Origin of the sequence: Jannaschia sp. R86511 (assembly GCF_042466345.1) — a bacterium.
Classification (GTDB): domain Bacteria; phylum Actinomycetota; class Actinomycetes; order Actinomycetales; family JBBAYJ01; genus Aquipuribacter.
On record NZ_JAXHCD010000001.1, the window covers coordinates 2716473 to 2740903 of the forward strand.

Annotated in this window: 23 protein-coding genes; 15 read left to right on the forward strand and 8 right to left on the reverse strand. The window is 75.2% G+C overall.

Going from position 1 to position 24431, the window contains the following annotated elements:
• The first annotated feature begins 29 nt into the window (after positions 1–29).
• Positions 30–1184 carry a glycine cleavage system aminomethyltransferase GcvT gene (gene gcvT, locus SJY06_RS12780; RefSeq protein ID WP_380167916.1) on the forward strand — a complete coding sequence of 385 codons (1155 nt, stop codon included), beginning with the start codon at positions 30–32 and terminating at the stop codon, positions 1182–1184.
• 4 nt (positions 1185–1188) lie between these two features.
• On the opposite strand, the gene SJY06_RS12785 is transcribed toward gcvT, so the two are convergent.
• Positions 1189–2322, reverse strand: a complete 1134-nt coding sequence (locus SJY06_RS12785) for a nicotinate-nucleotide--dimethylbenzimidazole phosphoribosyltransferase (RefSeq protein WP_380167917.1) — start codon at positions 2320–2322, stop codon at positions 1189–1191.
• A 229-nt stretch (positions 2323–2551) separates the two neighbouring features.
• On the opposite strand from SJY06_RS12785, the gene SJY06_RS12790 reads away from it, so the two are divergent.
• A complete protein-coding gene (locus tag SJY06_RS12790) occupies positions 2552–2767 on the forward strand; it encodes a hypothetical protein (RefSeq protein ID WP_380167918.1) in 216 nt (71 codons plus the stop codon).
• Positions 2768–2858: 91 nt separating this feature from the next.
• Positions 2859–3089 (forward strand): hypothetical protein, encoded by a 231-nt coding sequence (locus SJY06_RS12795; protein ID WP_380167919.1) that lies wholly within the window; start codon positions 2859–2861, stop codon positions 3087–3089.
• A gap of 69 nt (positions 3090–3158) precedes the next feature.
• Here the strand turns inward: SJY06_RS12795 and SJY06_RS12800 are convergent, their stop codons facing one another.
• Entirely contained in the window at positions 3159–4172 is a 1014-nt protein-coding gene (locus SJY06_RS12800) for an aldo/keto reductase family protein (protein WP_380167920.1), read from the reverse strand.
• 45 nt (positions 4173–4217) lie between these two features.
• The gene (locus SJY06_RS12805) at positions 4218–4802 is read right to left on the reverse strand and encodes a DUF3043 domain-containing protein (protein WP_380167921.1); all 585 of its coding nucleotides are present in this window, start codon (positions 4800–4802) and stop codon (positions 4218–4220) included.
• A 35-nt stretch (positions 4803–4837) separates the two neighbouring features.
• Between SJY06_RS12805 and SJY06_RS12810 the strand changes: the two genes are divergently transcribed.
• Entirely contained in the window at positions 4838–6316 is a 1479-nt protein-coding gene (locus SJY06_RS12810; RefSeq protein WP_380167922.1) for a dipeptidase, read from the forward strand.
• Positions 6317–6349: 33 nt separating this feature from the next.
• Here SJY06_RS12810 and nadA read toward each other — a convergent pair whose 3' ends face one another.
• Positions 6350–7558 carry a quinolinate synthase NadA gene (gene nadA, locus SJY06_RS12815; RefSeq protein WP_380167923.1) on the reverse strand — a complete coding sequence of 403 codons (1209 nt, stop codon included), beginning with the start codon at positions 7556–7558 and terminating at the stop codon, positions 6350–6352.
• Between the two features lie 76 nt (positions 7559–7634).
• Between nadA and SJY06_RS12820 the strand changes: the two genes are divergently transcribed.
• From SJY06_RS12820 to aat, 3 genes are all read left to right on the forward strand, one after another.
• Positions 7635–8798, forward strand: coding sequence for a glycerate kinase (locus tag SJY06_RS12820; RefSeq protein WP_380167924.1), 1164 nt, complete (start codon positions 7635–7637; stop codon positions 8796–8798).
• 145 nt (positions 8799–8943) lie between these two features.
• The gene (locus SJY06_RS12825) at positions 8944–9342 is read left to right on the forward strand and encodes a HesB/IscA family protein (RefSeq protein WP_380167925.1); all 399 of its coding nucleotides are present in this window, start codon (positions 8944–8946) and stop codon (positions 9340–9342) included.
• Positions 9343–9458: 116 nt separating this feature from the next.
• Entirely contained in the window at positions 9459–10037 is a 579-nt protein-coding gene (gene aat / locus SJY06_RS12830) for a leucyl/phenylalanyl-tRNA--protein transferase (protein ID WP_380169709.1), read from the forward strand.
• Here the strand turns inward: aat and SJY06_RS12835 are convergent.
• Both SJY06_RS12835 and SJY06_RS12840 read right to left on the reverse strand, forming a co-directional pair.
• The gene (locus tag SJY06_RS12835; RefSeq protein WP_380167926.1) at positions 9985–10239 is read right to left on the reverse strand and encodes a sulfurtransferase TusA family protein; all 255 of its coding nucleotides are present in this window, start codon (positions 10237–10239) and stop codon (positions 9985–9987) included. The genes aat and SJY06_RS12835 overlap by 53 nt on opposite strands.
• A 62-nt stretch (positions 10240–10301) precedes the next feature.
• On the reverse strand, positions 10302–11483 hold the full coding sequence (locus SJY06_RS12840; RefSeq protein ID WP_380167927.1) for an aminotransferase class V-fold PLP-dependent enzyme: 1182 nt from the start codon (positions 11481–11483) through the stop codon (positions 10302–10304).
• Between the two features lie 131 nt (positions 11484–11614).
• Between SJY06_RS12840 and coxB the strand changes: the two genes are divergently transcribed.
• Genes coxB through SJY06_RS12855 form a run of 3 tightly spaced genes read left to right on the forward strand, consistent with a single transcriptional unit; the run spans position 11615 to position 14731 of the window.
• Positions 11615–12559, forward strand: coding sequence for a cytochrome c oxidase subunit II (gene coxB, locus SJY06_RS12845; RefSeq protein WP_380167928.1), 945 nt, complete (start codon positions 11615–11617; stop codon positions 12557–12559).
• The gene (gene ctaD / locus SJY06_RS12850) at positions 12559–14331 is read left to right on the forward strand and encodes a cytochrome c oxidase subunit I (protein ID WP_380167929.1); all 1773 of its coding nucleotides are present in this window, start codon (positions 12559–12561) and stop codon (positions 14329–14331) included. Before coxB ends, ctaD begins: the two co-directional genes overlap by 1 nt.
• Position 14332: 1 nt before the next feature.
• Entirely contained in the window at positions 14333–14731 is a 399-nt protein-coding gene (locus SJY06_RS12855; protein WP_380167930.1) for a cytochrome c oxidase subunit 4, read from the forward strand.
• Between the two features lie 85 nt (positions 14732–14816).
• Here SJY06_RS12855 and SJY06_RS12860 read toward each other — a convergent pair whose 3' ends face one another.
• On the reverse strand, positions 14817–15506 hold the full coding sequence (locus tag SJY06_RS12860; RefSeq protein ID WP_380167931.1) for an HAD-IA family hydrolase: 690 nt from the start codon (positions 15504–15506) through the stop codon (positions 14817–14819).
• Between the two features lie 89 nt (positions 15507–15595).
• Between SJY06_RS12860 and thyX the strand changes: the two genes are divergently transcribed.
• The 5 genes from thyX to SJY06_RS12885 all read left to right on the forward strand — a co-directional run bounded on the left by thyX (position 15596) and on the right by SJY06_RS12885 (position 22842).
• Positions 15596–16330, forward strand: coding sequence for an FAD-dependent thymidylate synthase (gene thyX, locus SJY06_RS12865; RefSeq protein ID WP_380167932.1), 735 nt, complete (start codon positions 15596–15598; stop codon positions 16328–16330).
• Positions 16331–16534: 204 nt separating this feature from the next.
• Positions 16535–17422, forward strand: coding sequence for a 4-hydroxy-tetrahydrodipicolinate synthase (gene dapA, locus SJY06_RS12870; RefSeq protein WP_380167933.1), 888 nt, complete (start codon positions 16535–16537; stop codon positions 17420–17422).
• A gap of 10 nt (positions 17423–17432) precedes the next feature.
• On the forward strand, positions 17433–19118 hold the full coding sequence (locus tag SJY06_RS12875; RefSeq protein ID WP_380167934.1) for a ribonuclease J: 1686 nt from the start codon (positions 17433–17435) through the stop codon (positions 19116–19118).
• A gap of 63 nt (positions 19119–19181) precedes the next feature.
• Positions 19182–22079, forward strand: a complete 2898-nt coding sequence (locus SJY06_RS12880) for a DNA translocase FtsK 4TM domain-containing protein (protein ID WP_380167935.1) — start codon at positions 19182–19184, stop codon at positions 22077–22079.
• A complete protein-coding gene (locus SJY06_RS12885; protein WP_380167936.1) occupies positions 22072–22842 on the forward strand; it encodes an NYN domain-containing protein in 771 nt (256 codons plus the stop codon). The genes SJY06_RS12880 and SJY06_RS12885 overlap by 8 nt, the downstream gene beginning before the upstream one ends.
• 34 nt (positions 22843–22876) lie before the next feature.
• Here the strand turns inward: SJY06_RS12885 and SJY06_RS12890 are convergent, their stop codons facing one another.
• Entirely contained in the window at positions 22877–24397 is a 1521-nt protein-coding gene (locus SJY06_RS12890; protein ID WP_380167937.1) for a CHAD domain-containing protein, read from the reverse strand.
• Positions 24398–24431 lie beyond the last annotated feature (34 nt).

Below are 24431 nucleotides of genomic sequence, written 5' to 3' on the forward strand. Positions count from 1 at the left end.
CGCGCGCGCCACGAGACTACGGTGCTCGGGTGGCCGACACCTCTTCTCGACAGCCCGGCGGCGACGAGCTGCGCCGCTCGCCCCTGCACGACGCGCACACCGCGGCCGGGGCCCGGTTCGCGTCCTTCGGCGGCTGGGCGATGCCGGTGGAGTACGACGGCGGGGGGACCCTGGCCGAGCACGCCGCCGTGCGCGAGCGGGTCGGTCTGTTCGACGTCTCGCACCTGGGGACGGTGCTCGTGCGGGGCGAGGGGGCGCTGGACCACGTCGACTCCGTGCTCAGCAACGCCCTGGACCGCGTGGCCGACTCCCAGGCCCAGTACACCCTGTGCCTGGCCCCGGACGGCGGCATCGTCGACGACCTGATCGTGTACCGGGTCTCGCCGGAGGACCTGGTGCTGGTCCCCAACGCCGCGAACGCCGCCGCGGTGGTCGCGGCCCTGCGGGAGCGGGCCCCGGCGGGGGTGGTGGTGGACGACGTGCACGGCGACGTGGCCGTGCTGGCCGTGCAGGGCCCGCGCGCCGACGCGGTGATGGCCGCGGCCGGGCTGGCCCACGGCCACGGCTACATGTCGTTCGTGCTGGCCGGGGAGACCGGACCGCGCGAGCGCACCGTGGTCTGCCGGACCGGGTACACCGGGGAGCGGGGCTACGAGGTGCTGGTCCCGGCCGACCGGGCGGCGGAGCTGTGGCGGACGCTGCACGAGGCGGTGCTCGCCGAGGGCGGTCGCCCCGCCGGGCTGGGCGCGCGCGACACGCTGCGCACCGAGATGGGCTACCCGCTGCACGGCAACGACATCGGGGCCGACGTCACCCCCGTGCAGGCCGGCCTGGGCTTCGCCGTGGGGTGGGCCAAGCCGGAGTTCGTGGGGCGCGACGCGGTGGTCGCGGAGAAGGAGGCCGGTCCCGCCCGCCGGGCCACCGGGCTGCTGTCGCTGGGCCGCGGCGTGCCGCGGGCCGGGATGGCCGTGCACCGGGCGGACGGCGACGGCCTGGGCGAGCGGGTCGGGACGACCACGTCGGGGACGTTCTCGCCCACGCTGCGGGCCGGGGTCGCCCTGGCTCTGCTGGACACCGCGGCCGGCCTGAAGGCCGACGACGAGGTGGCGGTCGACGTGCGGGGGCGGGCGCTGCGCTGCCGTGTCACCCGACCGCCCTTCGTCGCCTCGCACGTGCGGGACTGACGACCTAGGGCCTGGGGCCGAGGTCCGCGTCCGGCTCGCCGGTCCCGGCCGGCTCGCCGGTCCCGGCCGGCTCGCCGGGCTCGGTCTGGTCGCTCGGGTCGGGCTCGGTCCGGTCGGTCGGCCAGTACGTCGCCCGCGTGGCCGAGCCGGTGGCCAGGGCGACGGCGGCCCGCAGCGTGCCCAGCGCCAGCAGCCCCGGGACCGCGAGCCCCGTCCGCGTGCCCAGGTCGTGCACGGGCTGCATGCCGAGCGCGTCCTGCACCAGGTGGACTGCGGGCTCGTCCCCGCGCTCGGCGAACAGCCACCACTGCCGCGACGTGGGGGAGACCCGGTGCGCGAGCACCGCCGCGGCGGTCGTGACGGGGCCGTCCAGCACGACGGGCAGGCCCCGCGCGGCGCAGCGCAGCAGCAGGGCCGTGGCGGTGGCCACGTCGGCCGAGCCCACCGCGGCCAGGATGCTGGGCACGTCCCGGGGCCGGGTGCGCGCGCGCCGCAGGCCCTCGCGGACCGCGGCGGCCTTGCGCATCCAGGCCGTGTCGTCGACGCCGCTGCCGCGCCCCACCACCTCCAGGACGCGGCGGCGCTGCGCGGCCCCCACCACGGCGGCGGCGGTGGTGGACCCGCCGACGTTGAGCTCGCCGAGCACCAGCAGGTCCAGGCCCTCGTCGGCCAGCTCGTCGGCCAGGGCCACGCCGCGCGCCACCGACTCCGCCAGCAGCGCCTCGTCCAGGGCGTCCCCGACGTCGAACGGCTGCGCGCGCGGCCCGGCGGGCCCGGCCACGTCCGCCAGCTCGGTGCGTACCGCCACCCCCAGGCCGGCCGCCACGGCGTGCGTGGCCGACGTCCCCTCGCGCAGCGTCCGGGTGGTGACCGCGGTGTGGCCCAGCGGCGAGGCCGAGACGCCCCGCACGGCGATGCCGTGGTCGCCGGCGAGCACCAGGGCGGTGACGGCGGTGGGCGCGGCGGCCTCGGCGTCCCGGCGGACCCCGGCCCACCACACGGCCAGGCGGTGCAGCGAGCCCGTCGCGCCGACCGGCAGCAGCAGGTCCTCCAGCCCCTGGCGGGCCCGCTGCTCGGCCGCGCGGCCGGTGGGGCGCACGTCGCGTGCGATCTCCTGCAGGTCGGCGGGTGTGGTCACGCGAGGAGTCTGCCCGCTGCGGCGACCGGTGGCCGCCCCGCCCCGGGCGGACGCCTGGTCGGGCGCTGACCTGGGCGTATTAGCGCATGACCAGACGGGCGTCCAGCCAAACGTCGGGTTTGTCACACTGTGTCAGCGTGCGTGGCGGTACGTGCCGCTCATATGGTCCTGAGCGCCGTCGAACGACGGATCCGGGGAGACCCGGGCACCTGAACTCTCAGGAGGAACCATGCGCAGGACCATCTCCGGTGCGGCCATCGCCGTTCTCGCCAGCGCCACCCTGCTCGCCGGCTGCGCCGACGACTCGGCGGACACCACCGACCCCGCGGTCGACGACCCGGCGGTCGAGGACACCATGGCCCCCATGGAGGAGGACACCATGGCCCCCATGGACGACACCATGGCCCCCATGGACGAGAGCACGATGGCTCCGACCGACGGCTGACAGGCCGCACACGCGGGCGAGGGCCGGTCGGGGGAGACCCCGGCCGGCCCTCGCTGCGCGTCCGCCCGACCCTGCGTCCTACGGTGGCCGGGTGAGCCAGACGTGGAGCGAGACCTGGACGTGGCGCTACGAGGACTCCTCCGGCGAGGTGGTGAGTGCGGGTGGCCTGCCCACCGGGTCGTTCCCGTCGCAGGCCGACGCGGAGTCCTGGGTGGGTGAGGCCTGGCGGGAGCTGCTGGACGGCGGCGTCGACGCCGTCACGCTGCTGCGCGACTCCGACGTCGTCTACGGCCCGATGAGCCTGCACCCGCCCGAGGCCTGAGCGCACGGGAGCCCGCGCCGGACTCGGCGCGGGCTCCCGTGGTGGCTCGTGGGCCGGGTGGACCCGGCCTCAGGCCACCGCGCGCTTGCGGGGCATGTCCTGCTTGGTGCGGGCCGGGTCGCGCTCCACGACGTCACCGAGGACCTCGTCGATGCGCGCCATGGCCTCGGCGGGGATGCGGACCCCCGCCGCCTTGACGTTCTCCGTGACCTGCTCCGGCCGCGAGGCACCGATGATGGCGCCGGAGACGTTGTCGTTCTGCAGCACCCAGGCCACGGCCAGCTGGGCCATGGACAGGCCGAGCTCGTCGGCGACGGGTGTGAGGCCCTGGACCCGCTCGAGCACGTCGTCGCGCATCCAGCGGGCGATCATGTTGGAGCCGCCCTTGTCGTCGGTCGCGCGCGAGCCCTCGGGCAGCGGCTGGCCCGGCTTGTACTTGCCGGTCAGCACGCCCTGGGCGATGGGCGACCACACGATCTGCCCCAGGCCCAGCTCGGCGGAGGCCGGCACGACCTCCTCCTCGATGACGCGCCAGAGCATGGAGTACTGGGGCTGGCTGGAGACGAACGGGATCTTGAGCTCGCGCGCCAGGGCGGCCCCGGCGCGGATCTGGTCGGCGGTCCACTCGCTCACGCCGATGTAGTGCGCCTTGCCCGAGTGCACGACGTCGGCGAAGGCGCTCATCGTCTCCTCGAGCGGGGTCGTGACGTCGAAGCGGTGCGCCTGGTACAGGTCGACGTAGTCGGTCTGCAGCCGCTGCAGGGAGCCGTCGATCGCCTCCATGATGTGCTTGCGGCCCAGGCCGGTGTCGTTGTGACCCTTGGGCCCGGTCGGCCAGTAGACCTTGGTGAGGATCTCGAGGCTCTCGCGGCGCTGGCCCGCCAGCGCCTCGCCGAGGACCGTCTCCGCCGCCGTGTTGGCGTAGACGTCCGCGGTGTCGAACGTGGTGATGCCGGCGTCGAGGGCGGCGTGGACGCACGCCGTGGCGGCGTCGTTCTCGACCTGCGAGCCGTGGGTGAGCCAGTTGCCGTAGATGATCTCGCTGATGACGAGACCGCTGCGTCCTAGGTGTCGGTAGTCCATCCCTCAATCAGACACCGCCGGACGGGGGCCGCGCGAGTCAGCGGGTCAGGGGCGGGGCACGCCGCCGTGCTTGACCTTGGCCGTGGGCCGGCGCATGCGGCGCATCTGGGTGGCCCGCATGACCGCGTACCAGCGCAGGCCCTTCTCCTCGGCCGCGGCCTGGCCGAAGCGCTCGGCCACGGCGCCCTTGACGGTGCGGGACAGCAGGATGCAGTCCAGGACGAGCACGCCCAGCATGGTGTACATCGCCACGGCGGAGACGAGGATCGCGGTCTGGTTGGGGATGACGGCCAGGAACAGCACCGCGAACGCCACCGGCAGGAAGTACTGCCCGACGTTGCGCCGGCGGTCCACCAGGTCGCGGACGTAGCGACGGACCTCGCCGCGGTCCCGGGCCGGCAGGAACCGCTGGTCCTCGGTCTCGTAGGCCTGCACGACCTTGGCCTGGTTGGCCCGGCGCTCGTCCCGCGCCTTGCGCCCGGCCGCCTTGCGGTCGTCCGGCACCAGCGGCTGGCGCTTGGCGGCCTGCGCCGCCGAGCGCTTCGGGGTCGGGCGGCCCTTGCCCGGCCCGTGCTCCTGGACGACGACGGGGTCGGTGGTGGTGCTGCTGCGTGAGCCTCGGCCGAACATGAGCACAGGGTAGCCGCGGCGGTAGCGTCCCCGGCATGCCAGCCGATCCGACCGCCCAGCCCACCGACGCCCCGACCGACCCGGGGACTCCGTCGCCGACCTCGGGGCGCCGACCCGGCCCGGACGTCGTGGCCGCGACCCGGTCGCGCGTCGAGCAGGAGCTGCCCGAGGTGCTCCGCACCCTGACCCGGCTGGTGGCCATCCCCAGCGTCGGCGCGGCCGCGTTCGACCAGCAGACCGTCGAGACGTCCGCGCAGGCCGTGGCCGAGCTGTTCCGCACCGCAGGGATGCCCGAGGTCGAGGTGCTCCGCTCGCCGCGCCCCGACGGCACCCCCGGCGCGCCGGCGGTGCTGGCCCGACGCCCCGCCCCGCCCGGCGCCCCGACCGTGCTGCTGTACGCCCACCACGACGTCCAGCCGCCGGGGGACGCCGCGCTGTGGTCGTCGCCGCCGTTCGAGGCGACCGAGCGCGACGGCCGGCTCTACGGCCGCGGTGCGGCCGACGACAAGGCCGGGGTGTGCGCCCACCTGGCGGCCGTGCGCGCCCACCTGGCCGCGCACGACGCGGGCAGCGGGGTCGGCATCACGGTGTTCGTCGAGGGCGAGGAGGAGATCGGGTCGCCGTCCTTCCAGGCGTTCCTGCACGAGCACGGCGACCGGCTGCGCTCCGACGTCCTGGTCGTCGCGGACTCGACGAACGCCGCGGTCGGGGTGCCCGCCCTGACCACCACGCTGCGGGGCATGGTGCAGGCGGTCGTGTCGGTCGCGACGCTGGACCACACGCTGCACTCCGGCATGTACGGCGGCGCGGCCCCCGACCCGATGACGGTGCTCCTGCGCCTGCTCGCCTCGCTGCACGGCGCGGACGGCTCGGTGGCGGTGCCCGGTCTGGACGACATGCCGGAGCACGCGCGCCGCGCGGCGGCCGCCCAGCAGGACTGGCCCGAGCCGCAGTACCGCGACGAGGCGGGCGTGCTGCCCGGGGTCGACCTGCCCGGGACCGGCTCGGTGGCCGAGCGGGTGTGGGCGGGGCCCGCCATCACGGTCATCGGCGTCGACGGGCCCGACGTGGCCCACGCGTCCAACACCCTGCAGCCCACGGCCCGGGCCCGGCTGTCGGTCCGTATCCCGCCCGGGGCCGACCCGGACGCGGCGTTCGAGGTGCTGCGGGAGCACCTGCTGGCCCAGCCGGCGGGCGGGGCCGAGGTCACGGTCCTGGCCGAGGAGGGTGGCCACGGGTTCGCGGCCGACACGTCGTCGGCGGCCTTCGGCGCGGCCCGCTGGGCCCTGGCCACGGCCTGGGGCCGCGACGCCGTCGACATCGGGGTCGGTGGGTCGATCCCGTTCATCGCCGACCTCGACCGGGTCATGCCCGGCGCGACGGTGCTCGTCACCGGGGTCGAGGACCCCGACAGCCGCGCCCACGGCACCGACGAGTCGCTCCACCTGGGCGAGTTCGCGAAGGCCTGCGTCGCGGAGGCGCTGCTGCTGGAGGCCTTGGCCGCCGAGGCCTGAGCGCACGCCCCGCCCGGTCGCCCGGGCGGGGCCTCAGTCGCGGGCGGTGGGCCCGGGGAGGGCGAGCATGCGGTCCAGGGCGACCCGGGCCCAGTGGGCCGTCTCGTCGTCGACCCGGATCCGGTTGACCACCCGGCCGTCGGCCAGCGACTCCAGCGCCCAGACCAGGTGCGGCAGGTCGATCCGGTTCATGGTCGAGCAGTAGCAGACGTCCCGGTCCAGGAAGTGGACCTGCTTGTCCGGGTGGGCGGCGGCGAGGCGCTTGACCAGGTTGAGCTCGGTCCCGATCACCCACTGCGAGCCGGGCTCGGCCGCCTCCAGGGTCTTGACGATCAGCTCGGTGGAGCCGACGACGTCGGCCCGGGTGACGACCTCGTGGCGGCACTCCGGGTGCACGATCACGTTCACCCCGGGGATGCGCTCCCGGTAGCCGTCGACCGCCTCGGCGCTGAACCGCCCGTGCACCGAGCAGTGGCCGCGCCACAGCACCATCCGGGCCGTGGCCAGCGCGTCGGGGTCGACCCCGCCGCCCGGCTGCCACGGGTCGAACACGACGCAGTCGTCCAGCGACAGGCCCAGCTCCAGGACGGCGGTGTTGCGGCCCAGGTGCTGGTCGGGCAGGAACAGCACCCGCCCGCCGGCGTCCAGCCCGCCGGTCTGCTCGAACGCCCAGCGCAGCGCCTGCTCGGCGTTGCTGGACGTGCAGACGGTGCCGCCGTGGCGCCCGGTGAACGCCTTGATGGCGGCCGAGGAGTTCATGTACGTCACCGGGACGGTGGTCTCGGCCAGCCCGGCGTCGGCCAGCACCTGCCAGGCGTCCTCCACCTGGCCGATGGCGGCCATGTCGGCCATGGAGCAGCCCGCGGCCAGGTCCGGCAGCACCACCTGCTGGTCGTCGGAGGTGAGGATGTCGGCGCTCTCGGCCATGAAGTGCACGCCGCAGAACACGATGAACTCCGCCTCGGGGCGGGCCGCGGCCTCGCGCGCCAGCTTGAAGCTGTCACCCGTGACGTCGGCCAGGGCGATGACCTCGTCGCGCTGGTAGTGGTGGCCCAGCACGAACGCCCGGGAGCCCAGCCGCTCGCGGGCCCGGTGGGCGCGGGCGAGCAGGTCGAGGTCCGAGGGCTGGGGCAGGTCGCCCGGGCACTCCACGCCCCGCTCGCTGGCCATGTCGTCGGTGCGGCCGAGCAGCAGCAGGGCCGGGGGGACCACGGGGGCCGGTAGACCGACCGGTGCACTCATCCGAGAAGTCCATCACACCCGGACACCGTCCGGGTCCCCGGTCCCCGGTGCGCCGGCGGCCCGGCAGACTGCCGCCATGCGCGTCGTCGTGGCCCCTGACTGCTTCACCGGCACCCTGACCGCCCGGCAGGCCGCCGCGGCCATGGCCGCGGGGTGGTCGGCCTGGGCGCCCGACGACGAGGTGACCCCGGTGGCGCTGTCCGACGGCGGCCCCGGGTTCGTCGACGCCCTGGCCGGGTCGCTGCCCGGTCAGCTGCTGACGGTGACCGTCGGCGGGCCGACCGGGCAGCCGACCCCGGCGACCGTGCTGCTGGTCGAGGCCGGCGACGACCCCTCGGGCCTGCGGAGCGCCTACGTCGAGAGCGCGCAGGCCTGCGGCTCGCACCTCGTGCCCGCGGCGGAGCGGGACCCCGGCGCCGCGACCTCCTACGGGGTGGGCGAGCTGCTGCTGGTGGCGCTGGAGGAGGGCGCCCAGCGCGTCGTCGTCGGTCTCGGCGGGTCGGTGACGGTCGACGGCGGGGCGGGGCTGCTCGCCGCGCTCGGGGTGGCCGCGACCGGGGCCGACCTCGCGCACGGGCCCCGGGGTCTGGCCGGTCTGCCGGTCGACGGCCTGGGCGGGTTGCACGCGGCCCGCGAGCGCTTCGCCGGGGTCGAGCTGGTGGCGGCCTCCGACGTGGACGTGCCCCTGCTGGGCCGCCACGGCGCCGTGCACGGCTTCGCCCGGCAGAAGGGCGCCACCGCCGAGCAGCTGCCCGGCCTGGAGGCGGTCATGACGGCCTGGGCGTCGGCCGTCGTCGAGGCGGCCGGGCACGCGGGGGCGCCCGACCCGGGTCGCCTGGTCGCGCTGCCCGGCGCGGGCGCCGCCGGCGGTCTGGGGTTCGGCCTGCTCGCGCTGGGCGCCGTCCGCCGGTCGGGGGCCGAGGCCGTCACGGCGGCCGTGCGCCTGGCCGAGCGGCTCGACGGCGCCGACCTGGTGCTGACCGGGGAGGGCAGCTTCGACTGGCAGAGCCTGCGCGGCAAGGTGGTGGCCGGCGTGGCCCACGTGGCCGGCGGGCTCGGGGTGCCGGTGGTCGTCGTCGCGGGCCAGGTGGCCGTGGGCCGCCGCGAGCTGGCCGTGGCCGGGGTCGAGTCGGCCTACGCCGTGGCCGACACGCCCGAGCAGGTCGCGGCATCCCTGGCCGCCCCGGCCGCGGCGCTGAGCGCCCGGACCGAGCGGGTCGCACGCACCTGGCACCGCTGAGCGGGTCCCCCTCCCGGGGCCGCCCCGCGGTGGGTCGGGGGAGGGGCGGCACGGGAATCCCCGGGCCGGACGTAGCATTGACGTCCACGGGAGCGGGTGGACCGCCTGCTCCGGACCAGTGCCCCCGGCGATCCAGGAGCCGAACATGACCGACACGACCACGACGCCCGAGACGACCGGCACCACCGTCGACACCTCGGCCGACACGGCCAAGGCCCCGCACGAGGTGACGCTCACCGCCGTCGCCGCCGACAAGGTCAAGGCCCTGCTCGCCCAGGAGGGTCGTGACGACCTGCGGCTGCGCCTGGCCGTGCAGCCCGGTGGCTGCTCCGGCCTGATCTACCAGCTGTACTTCGACGACCGCACCATGGACGGCGACGCCGTGCGCGACTTCGACGGCGTCGAGCTCGTCGTGGACCGGATGAGCGTTCCCTACCTGGCCGGCGCCACCGTCGACTTCGCGGACACCATCGAGAAGCAGGGCTTCCAGATCGACAACCCCAACGCGGGTGGCTCCTGCGCCTGCGGCGACTCCTTCCACTGATCGCCCCGCACCCACCTCGCACCACGACGGAGGGCCAGCTCGAGCTGGCCGTCCAGCGCGCCCCCGACGGCCAGGACCTGGTCTGCGTCGGGGGCGCGCTGTCGTCGGACCTGCTGCTGGCCGGCTACCGGGCCGGCGCGTTCGCCATGTCGGTCCGGGTCAGGAGGCGCGAGGTGCTGGGCTGGTTCTCGCCCGACCCGCGCGGCGTGCTCCGGCCGGAGCAGGCCCACGAGTCCCGCTCGCTGCGCCGTCGCCGCCGTGACTTCGAGACCCGGGTCGACACGGCCTTCGACGAGGTCGTCGCCGGCTGCGCGGACCCCGGGCGCGACGGCGCCTGGATCGACCGTGACTACGTGGCCGCGTACCGCGACCTGCACGCGCTGGGCCACGCCCACTCCGTGGAGACCTGGCAGGACGGCCGGCTGGTCGGGGGTCTGTTCGGCGTGGCCGTGGGCGGGCTGTTCTGCGCGGAGTCCAAGTTCCACCGCGAGACCGGGGCGTCCAAGGCGGCCGTGCTGGCCCTGGCCGAGCTGCTGGCCGACGAGCCCGGACCGCCCCGCCTCGTCGACGTGCAGTGGGCCACGCCCCACCTCGCCTCGCTCGGCGTGGTCGAGCTGACCCGCACGCAGTACCTGGCCGGGCTCAGCGACCTGGTGCGCCGGCCGCCGCCGCGCTGCTTCGACCGCCCGTCCTGACCCGCACGCACCAGACCCCGGCGTCCTCGGCCACCAGCAGCACCTCGTGCCCACGCATCCCGGCCCAGGCCGGCACGTCGTGCTGCACGGCGGGGTCGGTGGCCAGCACCTCGGCCGTGGTCCCGGCGGGCAGGTCGCGGACCGCCCGAGCGAGCCGGAGCACCGGCACGGGGCAGCGCGCGCCCCGGGCGTCGACCTGCACCTGAGGCGTCGAGCCTCGGGCGACCCCGTCCGCGTCCCCGTCCGCACCCGCACCCGTGCCCGTCACAGCCCGTCCGCCCCGAGCTCGCGGCGCAGCCAGGCCACGACCCCGGGCAGGACGGCGCAGAACCGGTCGACCTCGGCGGCCGGCACCCCGCGGGGCAGGCCGAGCCGCACGTTGCCGTGGGTGAGGGCCCCCACCGCGGCCAGCACGTGGCTGGGCCGCAGCGTGTCCGCGGTGCACGCCGACCCGGACGCCACCGAGAACCCCTCGGCGTCCAGGCCACGCACCAGCTCCTCGCCCGGCACGAACAGCGCCGACATCGTCAGCACGTGCGGCAGCCGTGCCTCCGGGTCGCCGACCACGACGGTGTCGGGGACCGCCCGGACCGCGGCCCGCACCTGCTCGATCAGGCCGTGGCGCGGGTCGGCCCGGCCCAGCGGCCCGGCCAGCACCTGCTGCAGGGACACCGCCGCCGCCAGCGCCGCGGGCACGTCCACCGTCCCGGGCTGCTCACCGGGGCGACGGGACGCCCCGGCCTCACCGGGCTCGTGGGCCCGCCAGCGCACCCCGGGCCGCAGCGCCAGCAGCCCGACCCCGGCCACCGAGCCCCAGGCGCGGGGGGAGCCCACCAGCACGTCCCAGTCGGCCGGGACCGGCACGTGCCCGAGCGAGGCGCCCGCGTCGACCAGCAGCGGCACCCCGGCCGCCCGGCACACCGCGTGCACGGCCGGCAGGTCCTGCACCGTGCCGATCTCCACGTTGGCGTGCTGCACGCACACCAGCCGGGCCCCGGCCGAGGCCTCCGCCAGCGCCGCCAGGTCCACGTGGCCCAGGTGGTCGACCCCGACCTGGCGCACCGGGGCCCCGTCCCGGGCCGCCGCCCACGCCGCGGCGTGGTGCACCGCGGAGTGCTCGACCGCCGAGACCACGACCGGCGCCCCCGCGCGGGCCGCGCCCCCGGCCGGGCCGCAGCCCAGCACGGCGGCGTGCAGGGCCCGGACGTGGTCCGGCGGCAGCGACACCGCCTCGGGTGCGACCCCGACCGCCCCGGCCAGGGCCGCCCGCGCGGCGTCCAGCAGGCGCCGGGCGGTGGCTGCCGTCGCGTGCAGCCCGCGGGCGTCCGCCCAGCCGTCCGGACCGGCGCTGCGCCAGGCCTCCAGGGCCGCGGCCGACGGGGGCGCGGCGGCCGCGGTGTCCAGCTCCACCCGGTGCGGCCCGGGCCCGGCGGACGAGGTGCTCATGCGGGCACGCTAGCCGGGCGAGCCCACCCGGTGACCGGCCGGAGGGCAGGGGTAAGGTTCGGCGCAGCACCACCGCACACGGCATCGGGCTCGTCAGCGCCCTCGACAGACTCATCGGGAAGGGCTCAGTGGTGACAACTCGCTCCGCGGCCACCAGGTTCCGGTTCGCACGCGCCGGCCTCGCGGCCCTCGCGCTGCTCGCCCTCAGCGGCTGCTCGGCCGACCAGCTCGCGCGCGGGTACCTGCCCGCCGAGTCCGTGGGGGCCACCAACCAGACCCCGGTGATCCAGCAGCTGTGGAACGGGTCCTGGATCGCCGCCCTCGCGGTCGGCGTCCTGGTCTGGGGCCTGACGATCTGGTGCGTCATCGCCTACCGGCGCCGGGCGGGCGACCCCGACGTGCCGCCGCAGTTCCGGTACCACCTCCCGCTGGAGGTCATGTACACGGCCGTCCCGCTGATGATGGTGGCGGTGCTCTTCTACTACACGGCCGTGTCGCAGGCCGACATCCTCAGCCTGGAGGAGGAGCCCGACCACGTCGTCGAGGTCATCGGCAAGCAGTGGTCCTGGGACTTCAACTACGTGGACGAGGACGTCTACGAGACCGGCGTGCAGGCCGGCCTCGACGGCACCGAGGGGGCCGAGGAGCGCATCCCGACGCTGTGGCTGCCCGTCGACGAGCGGGTCGAGTTCCACCTGTTCGCCCGTGACGTCAACCACTCGTTCTGGATCCCCGCCTTCCTGTTCAAGATGGACAACATCCCGGGCCGCGAGAACCGCTTCCAGGTCGTGCCGACCAAGGAGGGCGTGTTCAAGGGCAAGTGCGCCGAGCTCTGCGGCGAGTACCACTCCGAGATGCTGTTCAACGTCAACGTCGTCAGCCGCGACGAGTACGACGACTACATCGCCTCGCTCGAGGCGGCCGGCCAGACCGGGGCGCTGCCCAACGACCTCAACCGCAGCGGCGTGATCGAGAACGACCGCCGCCTCGGTGGCACCGTGACCGGCACCGGCCGCACGGGCGAGACCGGCAGCACCACCGCGGACCAGGACGACATCCAGGAGGGTGACAGCTGATGGCCACCGTCGAGAGGTCCGACAGCCGGGTCACCGAGCGGGCGGACGACGTCACCACCGCGATCCGCACCCGCTCGGCCGGGCAGGTCCTGGCCGACTACCTGACCACGACCGACCACAAGAAGATCGGGACGCTGTACCTGATCTCGTCCTTCTTCTTCTTCATCATCGCCGGCGCCATGGCGCTCGTGATCCGGGCCGAGCTCTTCGCGCCCGGTCTGCAGGTCGTCGAGAGCCGCGAGTCGTACAACCAGCTGTTCACGATGCACGGCACGATCATGCTGCTGCTGTTCGCGACGCCGCTGTTCGCCGGTTTCGCCAACTGGCTGCTGCCGCTGCAGATCGGCGCCCCCGACGTGGCGTTCCCGCGGCTCAACGCCTTCGCCTACTGGCTGTACCTGTTCGGCGGGCTCATCGCCGTGGCCGGGTTCTTCACCCCGCAGGGCGCGGCCGGCTTCGGCTGGTTCGCCTACGCGCCGCTGTCGACCGAGGCCTACTCGCCCGGTCTGGGCGCGGACCTGTGGATCTTCGGCCTGGCCCTGGGTGGTTTCGGCACGATCCTCGGTGCCGTCAACTTCATCACCACGGTGATCGGCATGCGCGCCCCGGGCATGGTCATGTTCCGGATGCCGATCTTCGCCTGGAGCACGCTGATCACCAGCGTGCTCGTGCTGATGGCCTTCCCGCCGCTGGCCGCCGCCCTGCTCGTGCTGGGCGCGGACCGTCGGCTGGGCTCGGTGGTGTTCGAGGCCGAGAACGGCGGCGCCATCCTGTGGCAGCACCTGTTCTGGTTCTTCGGCCACCCCGAGGTGTACATCATCGCGCTGCCGTTCTTCGGCATCATCAGCGAGGTCATCCCGGTCTTCAGCCGCAAGCCGCTGTTCGGCTACAAGGGCATGGTCTTCGCGATCATCGCCATCGCCGGCCTGTCGGTCGCGGTGTGGGCCCACCACATGTACGTCACCGGCGCGGTCCTGCTGCCGTTCTTCGCCTTCATGACGATGCTGATCGCGGTGCCCACCGGGGTGAAGTTCTTCAACTGGATAGGCACGATGTGGCGGGGGTCGTTGACCTTCGAGAGCCCGATGCTGTGGTCCATCGGGTTCCTCATCACGTTCCTGTTCGGCGGCCTGACCGGCATCATCCTCAGCTCGCCCACGCTGGACTTCCAGCTGTCCGACAGCTACTTCGTGGTGGCGCACTTCCACTACGTCGTGTTCGGCACCGTGGTGTTCGCGATGTTCGCGGGCTTCTACTTCTGGTGGCCCAAGTTCACCGGCCGGATGCTCAACGACAACCTGGGCAAGCTGCACTTCTGGATGACGTTCGTCGGGTTCCACACCACGTTCCTGATCCAGCACTGGCTGGGGGTCGAGGGCATGAGCCGGCGCTACGCCGACTACCTGCCCGAGGACGGCTTCACGCTGCTCAACCAGATCTCCACCGTCGGGGCGTTCGTCCTGGGCGCGGCGACCCTGCCGTTCCTGTGGAACGTCTACGTCACCGCGACCAGGGGCCAGAAGGTCACCCAGGACGACCCCTGGGGATGGGGCGGGTCGCTGGAGTGGGCCACGTCGTGCCCGCCGCCGCGGCACAACTTCGCCAGCCTGCCCCGCATCCGCTCGGAGCGGCCGGCGTTCGACCTGCACCACCCGGAGGTGGCGGCCGCCGACCAGGCCTTCGCCGACAAGACGGTCCTGGAGCAGGTGCTCGGCGACGCCGACATCCGCCGGGAGCCGGGTGTGCCCACCGACGAGCGGAAGGGCCGCTGACATGAGGGTCGAGACCTGGGTCCTGGGATCGGGCGCGTTCTTCTTCGTGCCGCTGGCGTTCGTCTACGGGCTGCTGTCCGGCTGGGAGTACGTCGGCTTCATCGCCATCCTGCTCACCGGCGGGCTGTCGGCCATGATCGGGCTGTACCTGTACCTGGTGTCGCTGCGGGTCGACGCGCGCCCCGAGGACGACCCCGTGGGCGAGATCGCCCAGGGCGCCGGTGACCTCGGGTTCTTCAACCCCCGCAGCGTCTGGCCCATCGGGGTCGCCGCCGGCGGCGCCGTGATCTTCGCGGGCATGGCCGTCGGGGTGTGGATGTTCCTGATCGGCCTGGGCATCCTGGCCGTGACGTCGATCGGGCTGCTGTTCGAGCACTACGTCGGCGACTTCGAGCACTGACCGAGCCGCACACCAGGGGTCGGCCCGCACCGACCCCGCGCCTCACCCGAGCACCGACGCCCACGGGCGCCGGTGCTCGCGTGCGTCAGCGGACCGTGACCGCCACGCCGTCGCCGGTTCGGGTCATGGTGACCCCCGCCAGGTCGCCCACCACGCGGTCCGCGTCCAGCTCGGCCGCGCTGTGCGTCGTGGTCACCGCGAGCGTGGTCATGCCGGCGGCCCGGCCGGCGCTCAGGCCCGCGGGGGCGTCCTCCACGACCAGGCAGCGGGCGGGCTCGACCCCCAGCACGCGGGCGGCGAGCAGGAACGGCTCGGGGTCGGGCTTGCCGCGGGTCACGTCGTCGGCGGTGACGACCACCTGCGGCACCGGGATCCCCGCCGCCTGCTGACGGGCCACGGCCAGGTCCGCGGCGCACGAGGTGACGATGGCCGCGACGGAGCCGACGGCCCGCAGGGCGGACTCGGCGCCCGGCAGGGCCACCACGCCCTCGACGTCGTCGATCTCCAGCGCGGTGATGCGCTCCAGCGCCGCGGCCCGACCGGCGGGCGGGAACAGGTCGGCGACGATGTCGCGCGCCGGTCGGCCGTGCCCGGCCGCGGCCTGGAGGGTCTCGACACTGATCCCGTTCTCCTCGGCCAGGCGCACCCAGGAGCGGACCACCGACGGCGTGGAGTCGACCAGGGTGCCGTCCATGTCGAACAGGACGGCGGCGAAGGTGGTGCCGTGCACGGGCCGGGGGCCCTGGGCGCGGGGGGCGGTCGTCGACAGGCTCACCGGCCCAGTGTCCCAGCCGCCGCGCGGTGGTCCCGGTCGTGCCGGTGGCCGGCCGGTCGTGGTGGGTGCCGCCCGCTAGCGTGGGGCGGGTGAGCAGCGACGCCCCCGACACGACCCCGCGGTTCCGTTCCGACATGGACGTGGAGCTGGTCAAGCACAGCGCCCGCGACGCGGACGTGCTGTTCGCGGCCCGGGTGTCGACCAAGGGGGAGGCGAGCCTCGCCGACGTCGAGGCGGACGCCAACGCCTCGGCGGGCCTCATCCGCTACCTGATGCGCGACCGCCACGGCAGCCCGTTCGAGCACGCCGTCATGACGTTCTACGTGTCGGCCCCGCTGTTCGTGTTCCGCGAGTTCCAGCGCCACCGGGTCGCCTCGTACAACGAGGAGTCGGGCCGCTACCGCCAGATGCGGCCGGTGTTCTACGTCCCGGGTCCCGAGCGGCGGCTGCGCCAGGTCGGCAAGCCCGGCGCCTACGACTTCGTCGAGGGCACCGCGGAGCAGCACGAGCTCGTGGGCCGCCGCAGCCGCGAGGCCGCGCTGGCGGCGTGGCAGGCCTACCAGGACATGCTCCAGGCCGGCGTGGCGCGGGAGGTGGCCCGCATCGTGCTCCCGCTGTCGCTGTACTCGTCGATGTACGTGACGCTGAACGCGCGGGCGCTGATGAACTTCCTGAGCCTGCGCACCAAGCGGGAGGACTCGACCTTCCCGTCGTACCCGCAGCGCGAGATCGAGCTGGTGGCCGAGCAGATGGAGACGGCCTGGGCCGGCCTGATGCCGGTCACCCACGCCGCGTTCGACGGCAACGGTCGCGTCGCCCCCTGACCACCCGGAGCGTAGGCAAGGTGTGACGTACGTCACGCCCAGCCCCTCGTCATGGGGTGTAACGAATGTCCGTCCCGCCACGATGCAGCCGGTGAACCGCGGTGCCAGCCGGACCCCCCGAGCGACTGGTGCCGCGGTTTCCTCGTCCCGGCGCGCCCGGGCCGGCGACCGCCGGCGGTCGCCCCGGTCGGTACCCTCGCCCGCATGTCGCATCGCCCCTTCGGAGCCGTCCTCACGGCGATGACCACCCCCATGACCGCGGACGGCGCGGTCGACCTGGCCGCAGCCGCGGCGCTGGCCGACACGCTGCTGGCCGACGGCCACGACGGCCTGGTGGTCAGCGGCACCACGGGCGAGTCGCCCACCACCTCCGACGCCGAGAAGGACGCGCTGCTGCGTGCCGTCGTGGCGGCCGTCGCGGGCCGGGGCCCCGTGCTCGCCGGCGTGGGGACCAACGACACCGCGCACAGCCAGCAGCTCGCCCGGGCCGCCGCAGCCGCGGGTGCCGACGGCCTGCTGGTGGTGGCGCCGTACTACTCCCGGCCGAGCCAGGCGGGCCTGCAGGCCCACGTCGAGGCGGTCGCGGACACCACCGAGCTGCCCGTGATGCTCTACGACATCCCCGCCCGCTCGGCCGTGGCCTTCGACACCGAGACGCTGCTGCGCCTGGGCGAGCACCCCCGTGTCGTGGCGGTCAAGGACGCCAAGGGCGACCTGCAGGCGGCCACCCGGGTGATGAGCGGCAGCGACCTGGCGTTCTACTCCGGCGAAGACGGCATGACCCTGGCCTACCTCGCCCTGGGCGGGGCCGGCGTGGTGGGCGTCACCACCCACCTGCTCGGTTCCGCCTTCGCCCGGCTGGTCGCCGCCGTCGACGCCGGTGACCTGGCCACCGCCGTCGCCGAGCACCGCCGCGCCCAGCCGCTCGTGGACGCCGTCATGGGGCGGATGCCGGGGGTCGTGTCGGTCAAGGCCGCGCTGCACCTGCTGGGCCGGGTGCCGAGCCCCGCCGTCCGGCTGCCGCTGCTGCCCGCCGACGACGCCCAGACCGCCGACCTGCGGGCCGCGCTGGTCGCGGCGGGGCTGCTCTAGGCCCGCCGCCGTGCTGCCCGCGAGGACCGAGCTCGGCCCGCCGCCGCCGCTGCGCCCCGGGGTCCTGCGGGTCCTGCCGCTGGGCGGGCTCGGCGAGATCGGCCGCAACATGGCCGTGCTCGAGCAGGACGGCAAGCTGCTGGTCGTCGACTGCGGCGTGCTGTTCCCCGAGGACGACCAGCCCGGGGTCGACCTGATCCTGCCCGACTTCGGACCCATCGCCGACCGGCTGGACGACGTAGTCGCGGTGGTGCTGACGCACGGCCACGAAGACCACATCGGTGCCGTGCCGTACCTGCTGCGGCTGCGCCCCGACATCCCGCTCGTGGGCTCGCGGCTGACGCTGGCCTTCGTCGAGGCCAAGCTGCGCGAGCACCGCCTGACGCCGTACAGCCTGACGGTGAAGGAGGGGACGACCGAACAGCTCGGACCGTTCTCCTGCGAGTTCCTGGCCGTCAGCCACTCCATCCCCGACGCCCTCGCGGTCGCCGTCACCACCAGCGCCGGCACCGTCCTGCACACGGGTGACTTCAAGCTCGACCAGGTGCCGCTGGACCGCCGGATCACCGACCTGCGGGCGTTCGGCCGGGTGGCCGACCGCGGCGTCGACCTGCTGATGATCGACTCCACCAGCGCCGACGTGCCGGGCTTCACCCTGCCCGAGCGGGACATCGGCCCGGTGCTGTCCGGGATCTTCGCCCGGGCGCGCAAGCGGGTCGTCGTGGCCAGCTTCGCCAGCCACGTGCACCGGGTGCAGCAGGTGCTGGACGCGGCGGCCGAGCACGGCCGCACCGTCGCGTTCGTCGGCCGGTCGATGGTCCGCAACATGGCCGTGGCCCGCGACCTCGGCTACCTGCAGGTGCCCGACGGCGTCCTGGGCGACATCAAGGCCGTGGAGCGGCTGCCCGACGAGCGCGTGGTCATCATGTCGACCGGCTCGCAGGGCGAGCCCATGGCCGCGCTGTCCCGGATGGCCAACGGCGACCACCGGGTCCAGGTCGGCCCGGGCGACACCGTGGTGCTGGCCTCCAGCCTGATCCCGGGCAACGAGAACGCCGTGTTCCGGGTCATCAACGGGCTGACCCGGCTCGGGGCGGACGTGGTGCACAAGGGCGTGGCCCGGGTCCACACCGGTGGTCACGCCACGGCCGGCGAGCTGATGTACGTCTACAACCTGGTGCGCCCCGGCAACGTCATGCCGGTGCACGGCGAGCCGCGCCACCTGCGCGCCAACGCGGCGATCGCCGTGGCCTCCGGCCTGGACCCGGAACGGGTCGTCGTCGTCGAGGACGGCCACGTCGTCGACCTGGAGGACGGGGTGGCCCGGGTGGTGGGCGCCGTCGAGGTCGGCCTGGTCTACGTCGACGGCGCCACGGTGGGGGAGCTCACCGAGGCCGACCTCAAGGACCGTCGGATCCTGTCGGAGGAGGGGTTCGTGTCCTGCTTCGTCGTCGTCGACCACGACACCGGCCGCGTCGTGGCCGGACCGCACCTGCACGCGCGTGGCTTCGCCGAGGACGACACCGGCTTCGACGACGTCACCCCCCGGATCGAGGCCGCGCTGCTGGAGGCCGTGGCGGGCGGGGCCACCGACCAGCACCAGCTGCAGCAGGTCGTCCGGCGCGTGGTGGGCCGTTTCGTCAACGAGCGGTTCCGCCGCCGACCCATGATCATCCCGGTCGTGCTCAGCGCCTGAGCAGGCCCGGCGGCCCGGCGTGGGAACCGACCCGGGGCCGCGGGGCGCGCGTACGGTGGCCGCGTGACCCGATCGTCGTCCTCGCGCCCCGCCGGCGCCTCCCGCGGTGCCGCCCGCCCCGCCGGGCGCTCGGGCGGCTCGTCGCGGGGCGGCACCGCCACCACCAAGGTCACCACGACGAAGGCGGCCGGCAAGGGCGGCAGCCCGCGGTCGGGCGGGGCGAAGACCGCCACCACCGGTCGCTCCGCAGGCGGTCGCTCCGCAGGCGGTCGCTCCGCCTCCGGCGGGCCCGGCAGCCGCGGCGGCAAGGTGCCCGCCCGCCAGGCCCAGCGCTCCGGCGGGGCCGGGCGGCTCCTGCTGGCGCTGCTCACCCTGCCCGGTCGACTGGTCGGCTCCGTGGTCCGCTCCGTGCACCGCAGCGCGAGCGAGCTGGACCCGGCCCACCGCCGTGACGGGATCGGGTTCCTGCTGCTGGCCGCGGCGGCCGTCGTCGCCGCGGGCGAGTGGTTCCGCCTCGACGGCGTGGTCATCGAGTGGGTCCACCTGGGCGCCGCCGGCCTGCTGGGGCGGGCGGCCCTGGCCCTGCCGGTGGTGCTGCTGGCCCTGAGCCTGCGCCTGTTCCGGCGCCCGGACGCCGAGCGGGAGAACGGCCGCATCGGCATCGGCCTGCTGGCCCTCGGGGCCGCCAGCGCCGGCGTGCTGCAGGTGGCGGCCGGCTTCCCCGCCCCGCCCGAGGGCGGCCCCGCGCTGCGGGCCGGGGGAGGCGTGCTGGGCTTCCTGGTCGCCAACCCGCTCGAGGCGGCCGTGTCGGTGTGGCTGACCGTGCCGGTCCTGGTCCTGCTCGGCTGCTTCGGGGTGCTGGTGGTCACCGCCACGCCCCTGCACGAGGTCACCGACCGCGTGCGGGACGGCCTGGTCTGGTTGACCGGGGGCGCGGCACGCCCCGACGAGCTCGACGACGACCTCGACGACGACCGTGCCGACGACGACCCGGTCGCCACGGGCCGGCACGGCGAGGAGATCGTCCCCCGCCGCAAGGGCCTGCGCGGTCGCAAGGCGCGCGCCCTGGCCCGGGCGGAGGCCGACGAGCTCGCCGAGACCGAGAGCACCGAGGTGCCCTACGACTCCGCCGCCGTGGTGTGGCACGAGGACGACCCGCTGGGCCCGGACGCCGGTCCCGCTCCCGCCGGAGCGGGTCGCGGTCGCGGCCGGGGCACGACCGGGACCGCCGCCGACGTCGCGGCCGGCGGGCCCCCGCCGTCCGCCGTCGTCCAGCCCGAGCCCGAGCCGGTGGTCACCCCGATGCCGGAGCTGCCCGACCTGCCGGGCCGGGTGGAGCAGCTGACGCTCACCGGCGACATCGTCTACACGCTGCCCGACGTCCACCAGCTGCACGCCGGCACCCCGCACAAGACCCGGAGCCCGGTCAACGACGGCATCGTCGAGGCCCTCACCGACGTGCTCACCCAGTTCGGCATCGACGCGGCCGTGACCGGCTACACCCGGGGCCCGACGGTCACCCGGTACGAGGTCGAGCTCGGCCAGGGCGTCAAGGTCGAGCGGGTCACGGCGCTGTCGCGCAACATCAGCTACGCGGTGGCCAGCGCCGAGGTCCGCATCCTGTCCCCGATCCCCGGCAAGTCCGCCATCGGCATCGAGATCCCGAACGCCGACAAGGAGACCGTCGCCCTGGGCGACGTGCTGCGCTCCGAGGTCGCCCGCCGCAGCACGCACCCGATGACCATCGGCGTGGGCAAGGACGTCGAGGGCGGCTACGTGGTGGCCAACCTGGCGAAGATGCCGCACCTGCTGGTGGCCGGGGCCACCGGGGCGGGCAAGTCGTCGTTCATCAACTCCATGATCACGTCGGTGCTGGTCCGGTCCACCCCGGACGAGGTGCGGATGATCCTCGTCGACCCCAAGCGGGTCGAGCTGACCAGCTACGAGGGCGTGCCCCACCTGATCACCCCGATCATCACCAACGCCAAGAAGGCGGCCGAGGCGCTGCAGTGGGTCGTGGCCGAGATGGACCACCGCTACGACGACCTGGCCGCGTTCGGCTTCCGGCACGTGGACGACTTCAACAAGGCCGTCCGCAAGGGCGAGGTCAACCTGCCCCCGGACTCCAAGCGCACCCTGGCGCCCTACCCGTACCTGCTGGTCATCGTCGACGAGCTGGCCGACCTCATGATGGTCGCGCCCCGCGACGTCGAGGACTCCGTCGTGCGGATCACCCAGCTGGCCCGCGCGGCCGGCATCCACCTGGTGCTGGCCACCCAGCGGCCCAGCGTCGACGTGGTCACCGGTCTGATCAAGGCCAACGTGCCGAGCCGGCTCGCGTTCGCCACCAGCTCGTTGGCCGACTCCCGCGTCGTGCTCGACCAGCCCGGCGCCGAGAAGCTGATCGGGCAGGGCGACGCGCTGTTCCTGCCCATGGGGGCGAGCAAGCCCATGCGCGTGCAGGGCGCCTGGATCAACGAGTCCGAGATCGCCCAGGTCGTCAGCCACGTCAAGGAGCAGCTCCAGCCGTCCTACCGCGAGGACGTCACGGCCCCCGTGGCGAAGAAGCAGATCGACGAGGACATCGGGGACGACCTCGACGTGCTGCTGCAGGCGGCCGAGCTGGTCGTCACGACCCAGTTCGGCTCCACGTCCATGCTGCAGCGCAAGCTGCGGGTCGGCTTCGCCAAGGCGGGCCGGCTGATGGACCTGCTGGAGTCGCGCGAGATCGTCGGGCCGAGCGAGGGCTCCAAGGCGCGCGACGTCATGGTCCGCCCCGACGACCTGCCCGAGGTGCTCGCCCGGCTGCGTGGGGACGGACCCGTGGCGGGCGCGGCCCCGACGGCGGGCGAGACGACGGGTGCGGCGACGGGTGGTGCCGGCCACGGTGCCGCCCCGGTGTACGACGAGTCGGACGAGGACGTGGCCGAGGACGCATGGGAGCTGACCGGACGTGGCTGACCGCTGGACCGACGTGACGGGCGCGGCGCACGGCGCCGACCCCGCCGACGTGTACGACGTGGACGAGGACGCCCTGGACAGCGCCGACGACGGCTACGAGGACGCCCCGGCCACGGGGCACCCCGCGAGCCAGCGGCCGACGCCGGAGTACCCGATGCCCCCGGGCGACGGCCCCGTCGACCTGATGGTGTGGGACGCGCCCAACATCGACGCGACCCTGGCCCAGGTCATCGGGGCCAAGCCGACCGCGGCCAACCGGCCGCGCTACGACGCCATCGCCCGCTGGCTGGTCGAGCGCTCCCGCGGCCACGAGGTCGAGGCCGCCGTGTTCGCCAACGTCCCGCCGATGCTGGCCGGGCAGATGCGGGGCTGGGTGGAGGCCGTACGGTCCCTCGGCTTCGCCGTCTTCGCCCGCCCGAAGCTGGCCGACCGCGACGACGTCGACCTCGACATGCTCGAGCACGTCCACCACCGCGCCCGGTCGGGCCGGCTCAAGCGGCTGGTGGTGGCCAGCGGGGACGGTCGCAACTTCCTGGAGCCGCTGGAGGTCCTGGCCCGCGAGGGCGTCGAGGTCACGGTGCTGTCGTTCTTCGAGGTGGCCGGCTACGCCGCGGAGTCGCCGCACATCCGGTTCCTCGACCTGGAGGAGGTGCCGGGGGCGTTCCTGCAGCCGCTGGACCGCACCCGGTTGGACTCGCTGCCCGTGCACGGCGCCTGGCTGCGGCCGACCAAGACCCTGCGCGAGGTCGCCGCGGAGGGCTGAGCCACCGCACGGCTCGGTCGAACCACCGGACGGCTCAGTCGAACCACCTCGCGGCCGCCCGGTGCAGCCGGCGGACGGGGCGGTCCAGGTCGGCCAGCACGGCGCGGGCGGACGCGAGCTCCAGCCCCGCCAGGGTCCCGAGCAGGAACGTCTCGTCGCGGTCGTCGGTCCGCCCCGCCGCGCCGCGCAGCACGTCGCGGGCCAGCACGGAGTCCTGGTGCTCGCCCAGCCGCTCCTGCAGCGCCTCGGCCCGGCGGGCCAGGCGACGGGCGGGGGCGCCGTGGACCGTCGTGACGGCCTCGCAGGTGTAGCGCAGCCGCTCGGTGGCCTTGCGAACCTCGTGCCAGGCGGTGTCCTGCTCCGGACCGGGGGCGGCGGGTACGGCGGCCAGCGCCCGGGCCACGCGCCGGTAGGCGTGCCGGGCGGCGCGGCGGGTGCCGCGGCGCCGACCCCGGTGGGCCACCACCGGGGGGTCGGCCACGAAGCCGTCGAGCGCGGCGAGCAGCTGCAGGTACCGCGCCCCGTCCAGCGCGGCCACCGCACCCGGCGCGGCCGGGGGAGCCGGCCACACCCGGTCGCCGCCGCCGGCCGGCAGCTCGCCCAGGCGGGTCGCGAGCCGGGCCCGCACCACCTCCGCGTCGCGGGGCCCGCCCAGCACCTGGCCCAGCCAGCGCAGCTCCTCACGCAGCGGCTCGCTGACGGCCGGGTCCAGCTGCGGCCGGAACGCGGCCAGCAGGCTGCGCAGCCGACGGCAGGCCACCCGCATGCTGTGCACGGCGTCCGGGGCGTCCAGGCGCACCAGCGGGTCCTGCACCAGCAGGGTCTCCCGGTGCCGGACCACCGCGGCCAGCAGCACCGCCGCGGCGCCGTCACCGCCGGAGGCGCCCGGCGTCCCCGGCCCGGGCGGCGCGAGCCGGGGGCCGGCGCCCGCGGCCGCCAGGGCCCGGCCGACCTTCGAGGGGTGCGTCGAGGTCGTCGCCCCGGCGGCGAGGAGCACGTCCACCGCCGCCCGGCGCAGGTCGTCGTCGCCGGCCACGAGCTCGACCTCCAGCTCGCGCCAGCCCGGTCGGGCGGTCCCGCCGTCGGCGGCCACGGCCGGGGGCACCTCGGCGGCCACCGTGTCGTCGGCCACCTCGGCCAGGACCGTGCCGTCGGCCGCCGTCAGCAGCACCGTGCGGCGCTCGGTCCGCAGCTGCGCGACCACGACCAGCGGGAGGTCCCGGTGCCGCGACCGGGACAGCCCGAGCAGCGGGGCGGGCACGGGGCCGTCGACGGCGGTGAGGGGCGCGTGCTGCTCGAGGCGGCCGCCCTCGGCAGGAAGCTTGAGGTGCCAGCCGGCGTCGGCGCCGCCCTCACGGCGCCGCAGCGTCAGCCCCGCCCGCAGCAGCGCCAGGCCCGTGGTGTCGTGGTAGCGGGCCCGCAGGGTGACGGGGGGCGGCTCGACGACCCGGTCCACGCCGGGCAGGTCCCGCAGCCGGTCCACCGGCAGGGCCCAGGTGGGGTCGGCCTCCGGTGGCTCGAGGGTGGTCTCGACCTCCAGGTGCGACGCCGTCATCGGGCCATCCTGCTCGCCGCACGCGGCCACCGAC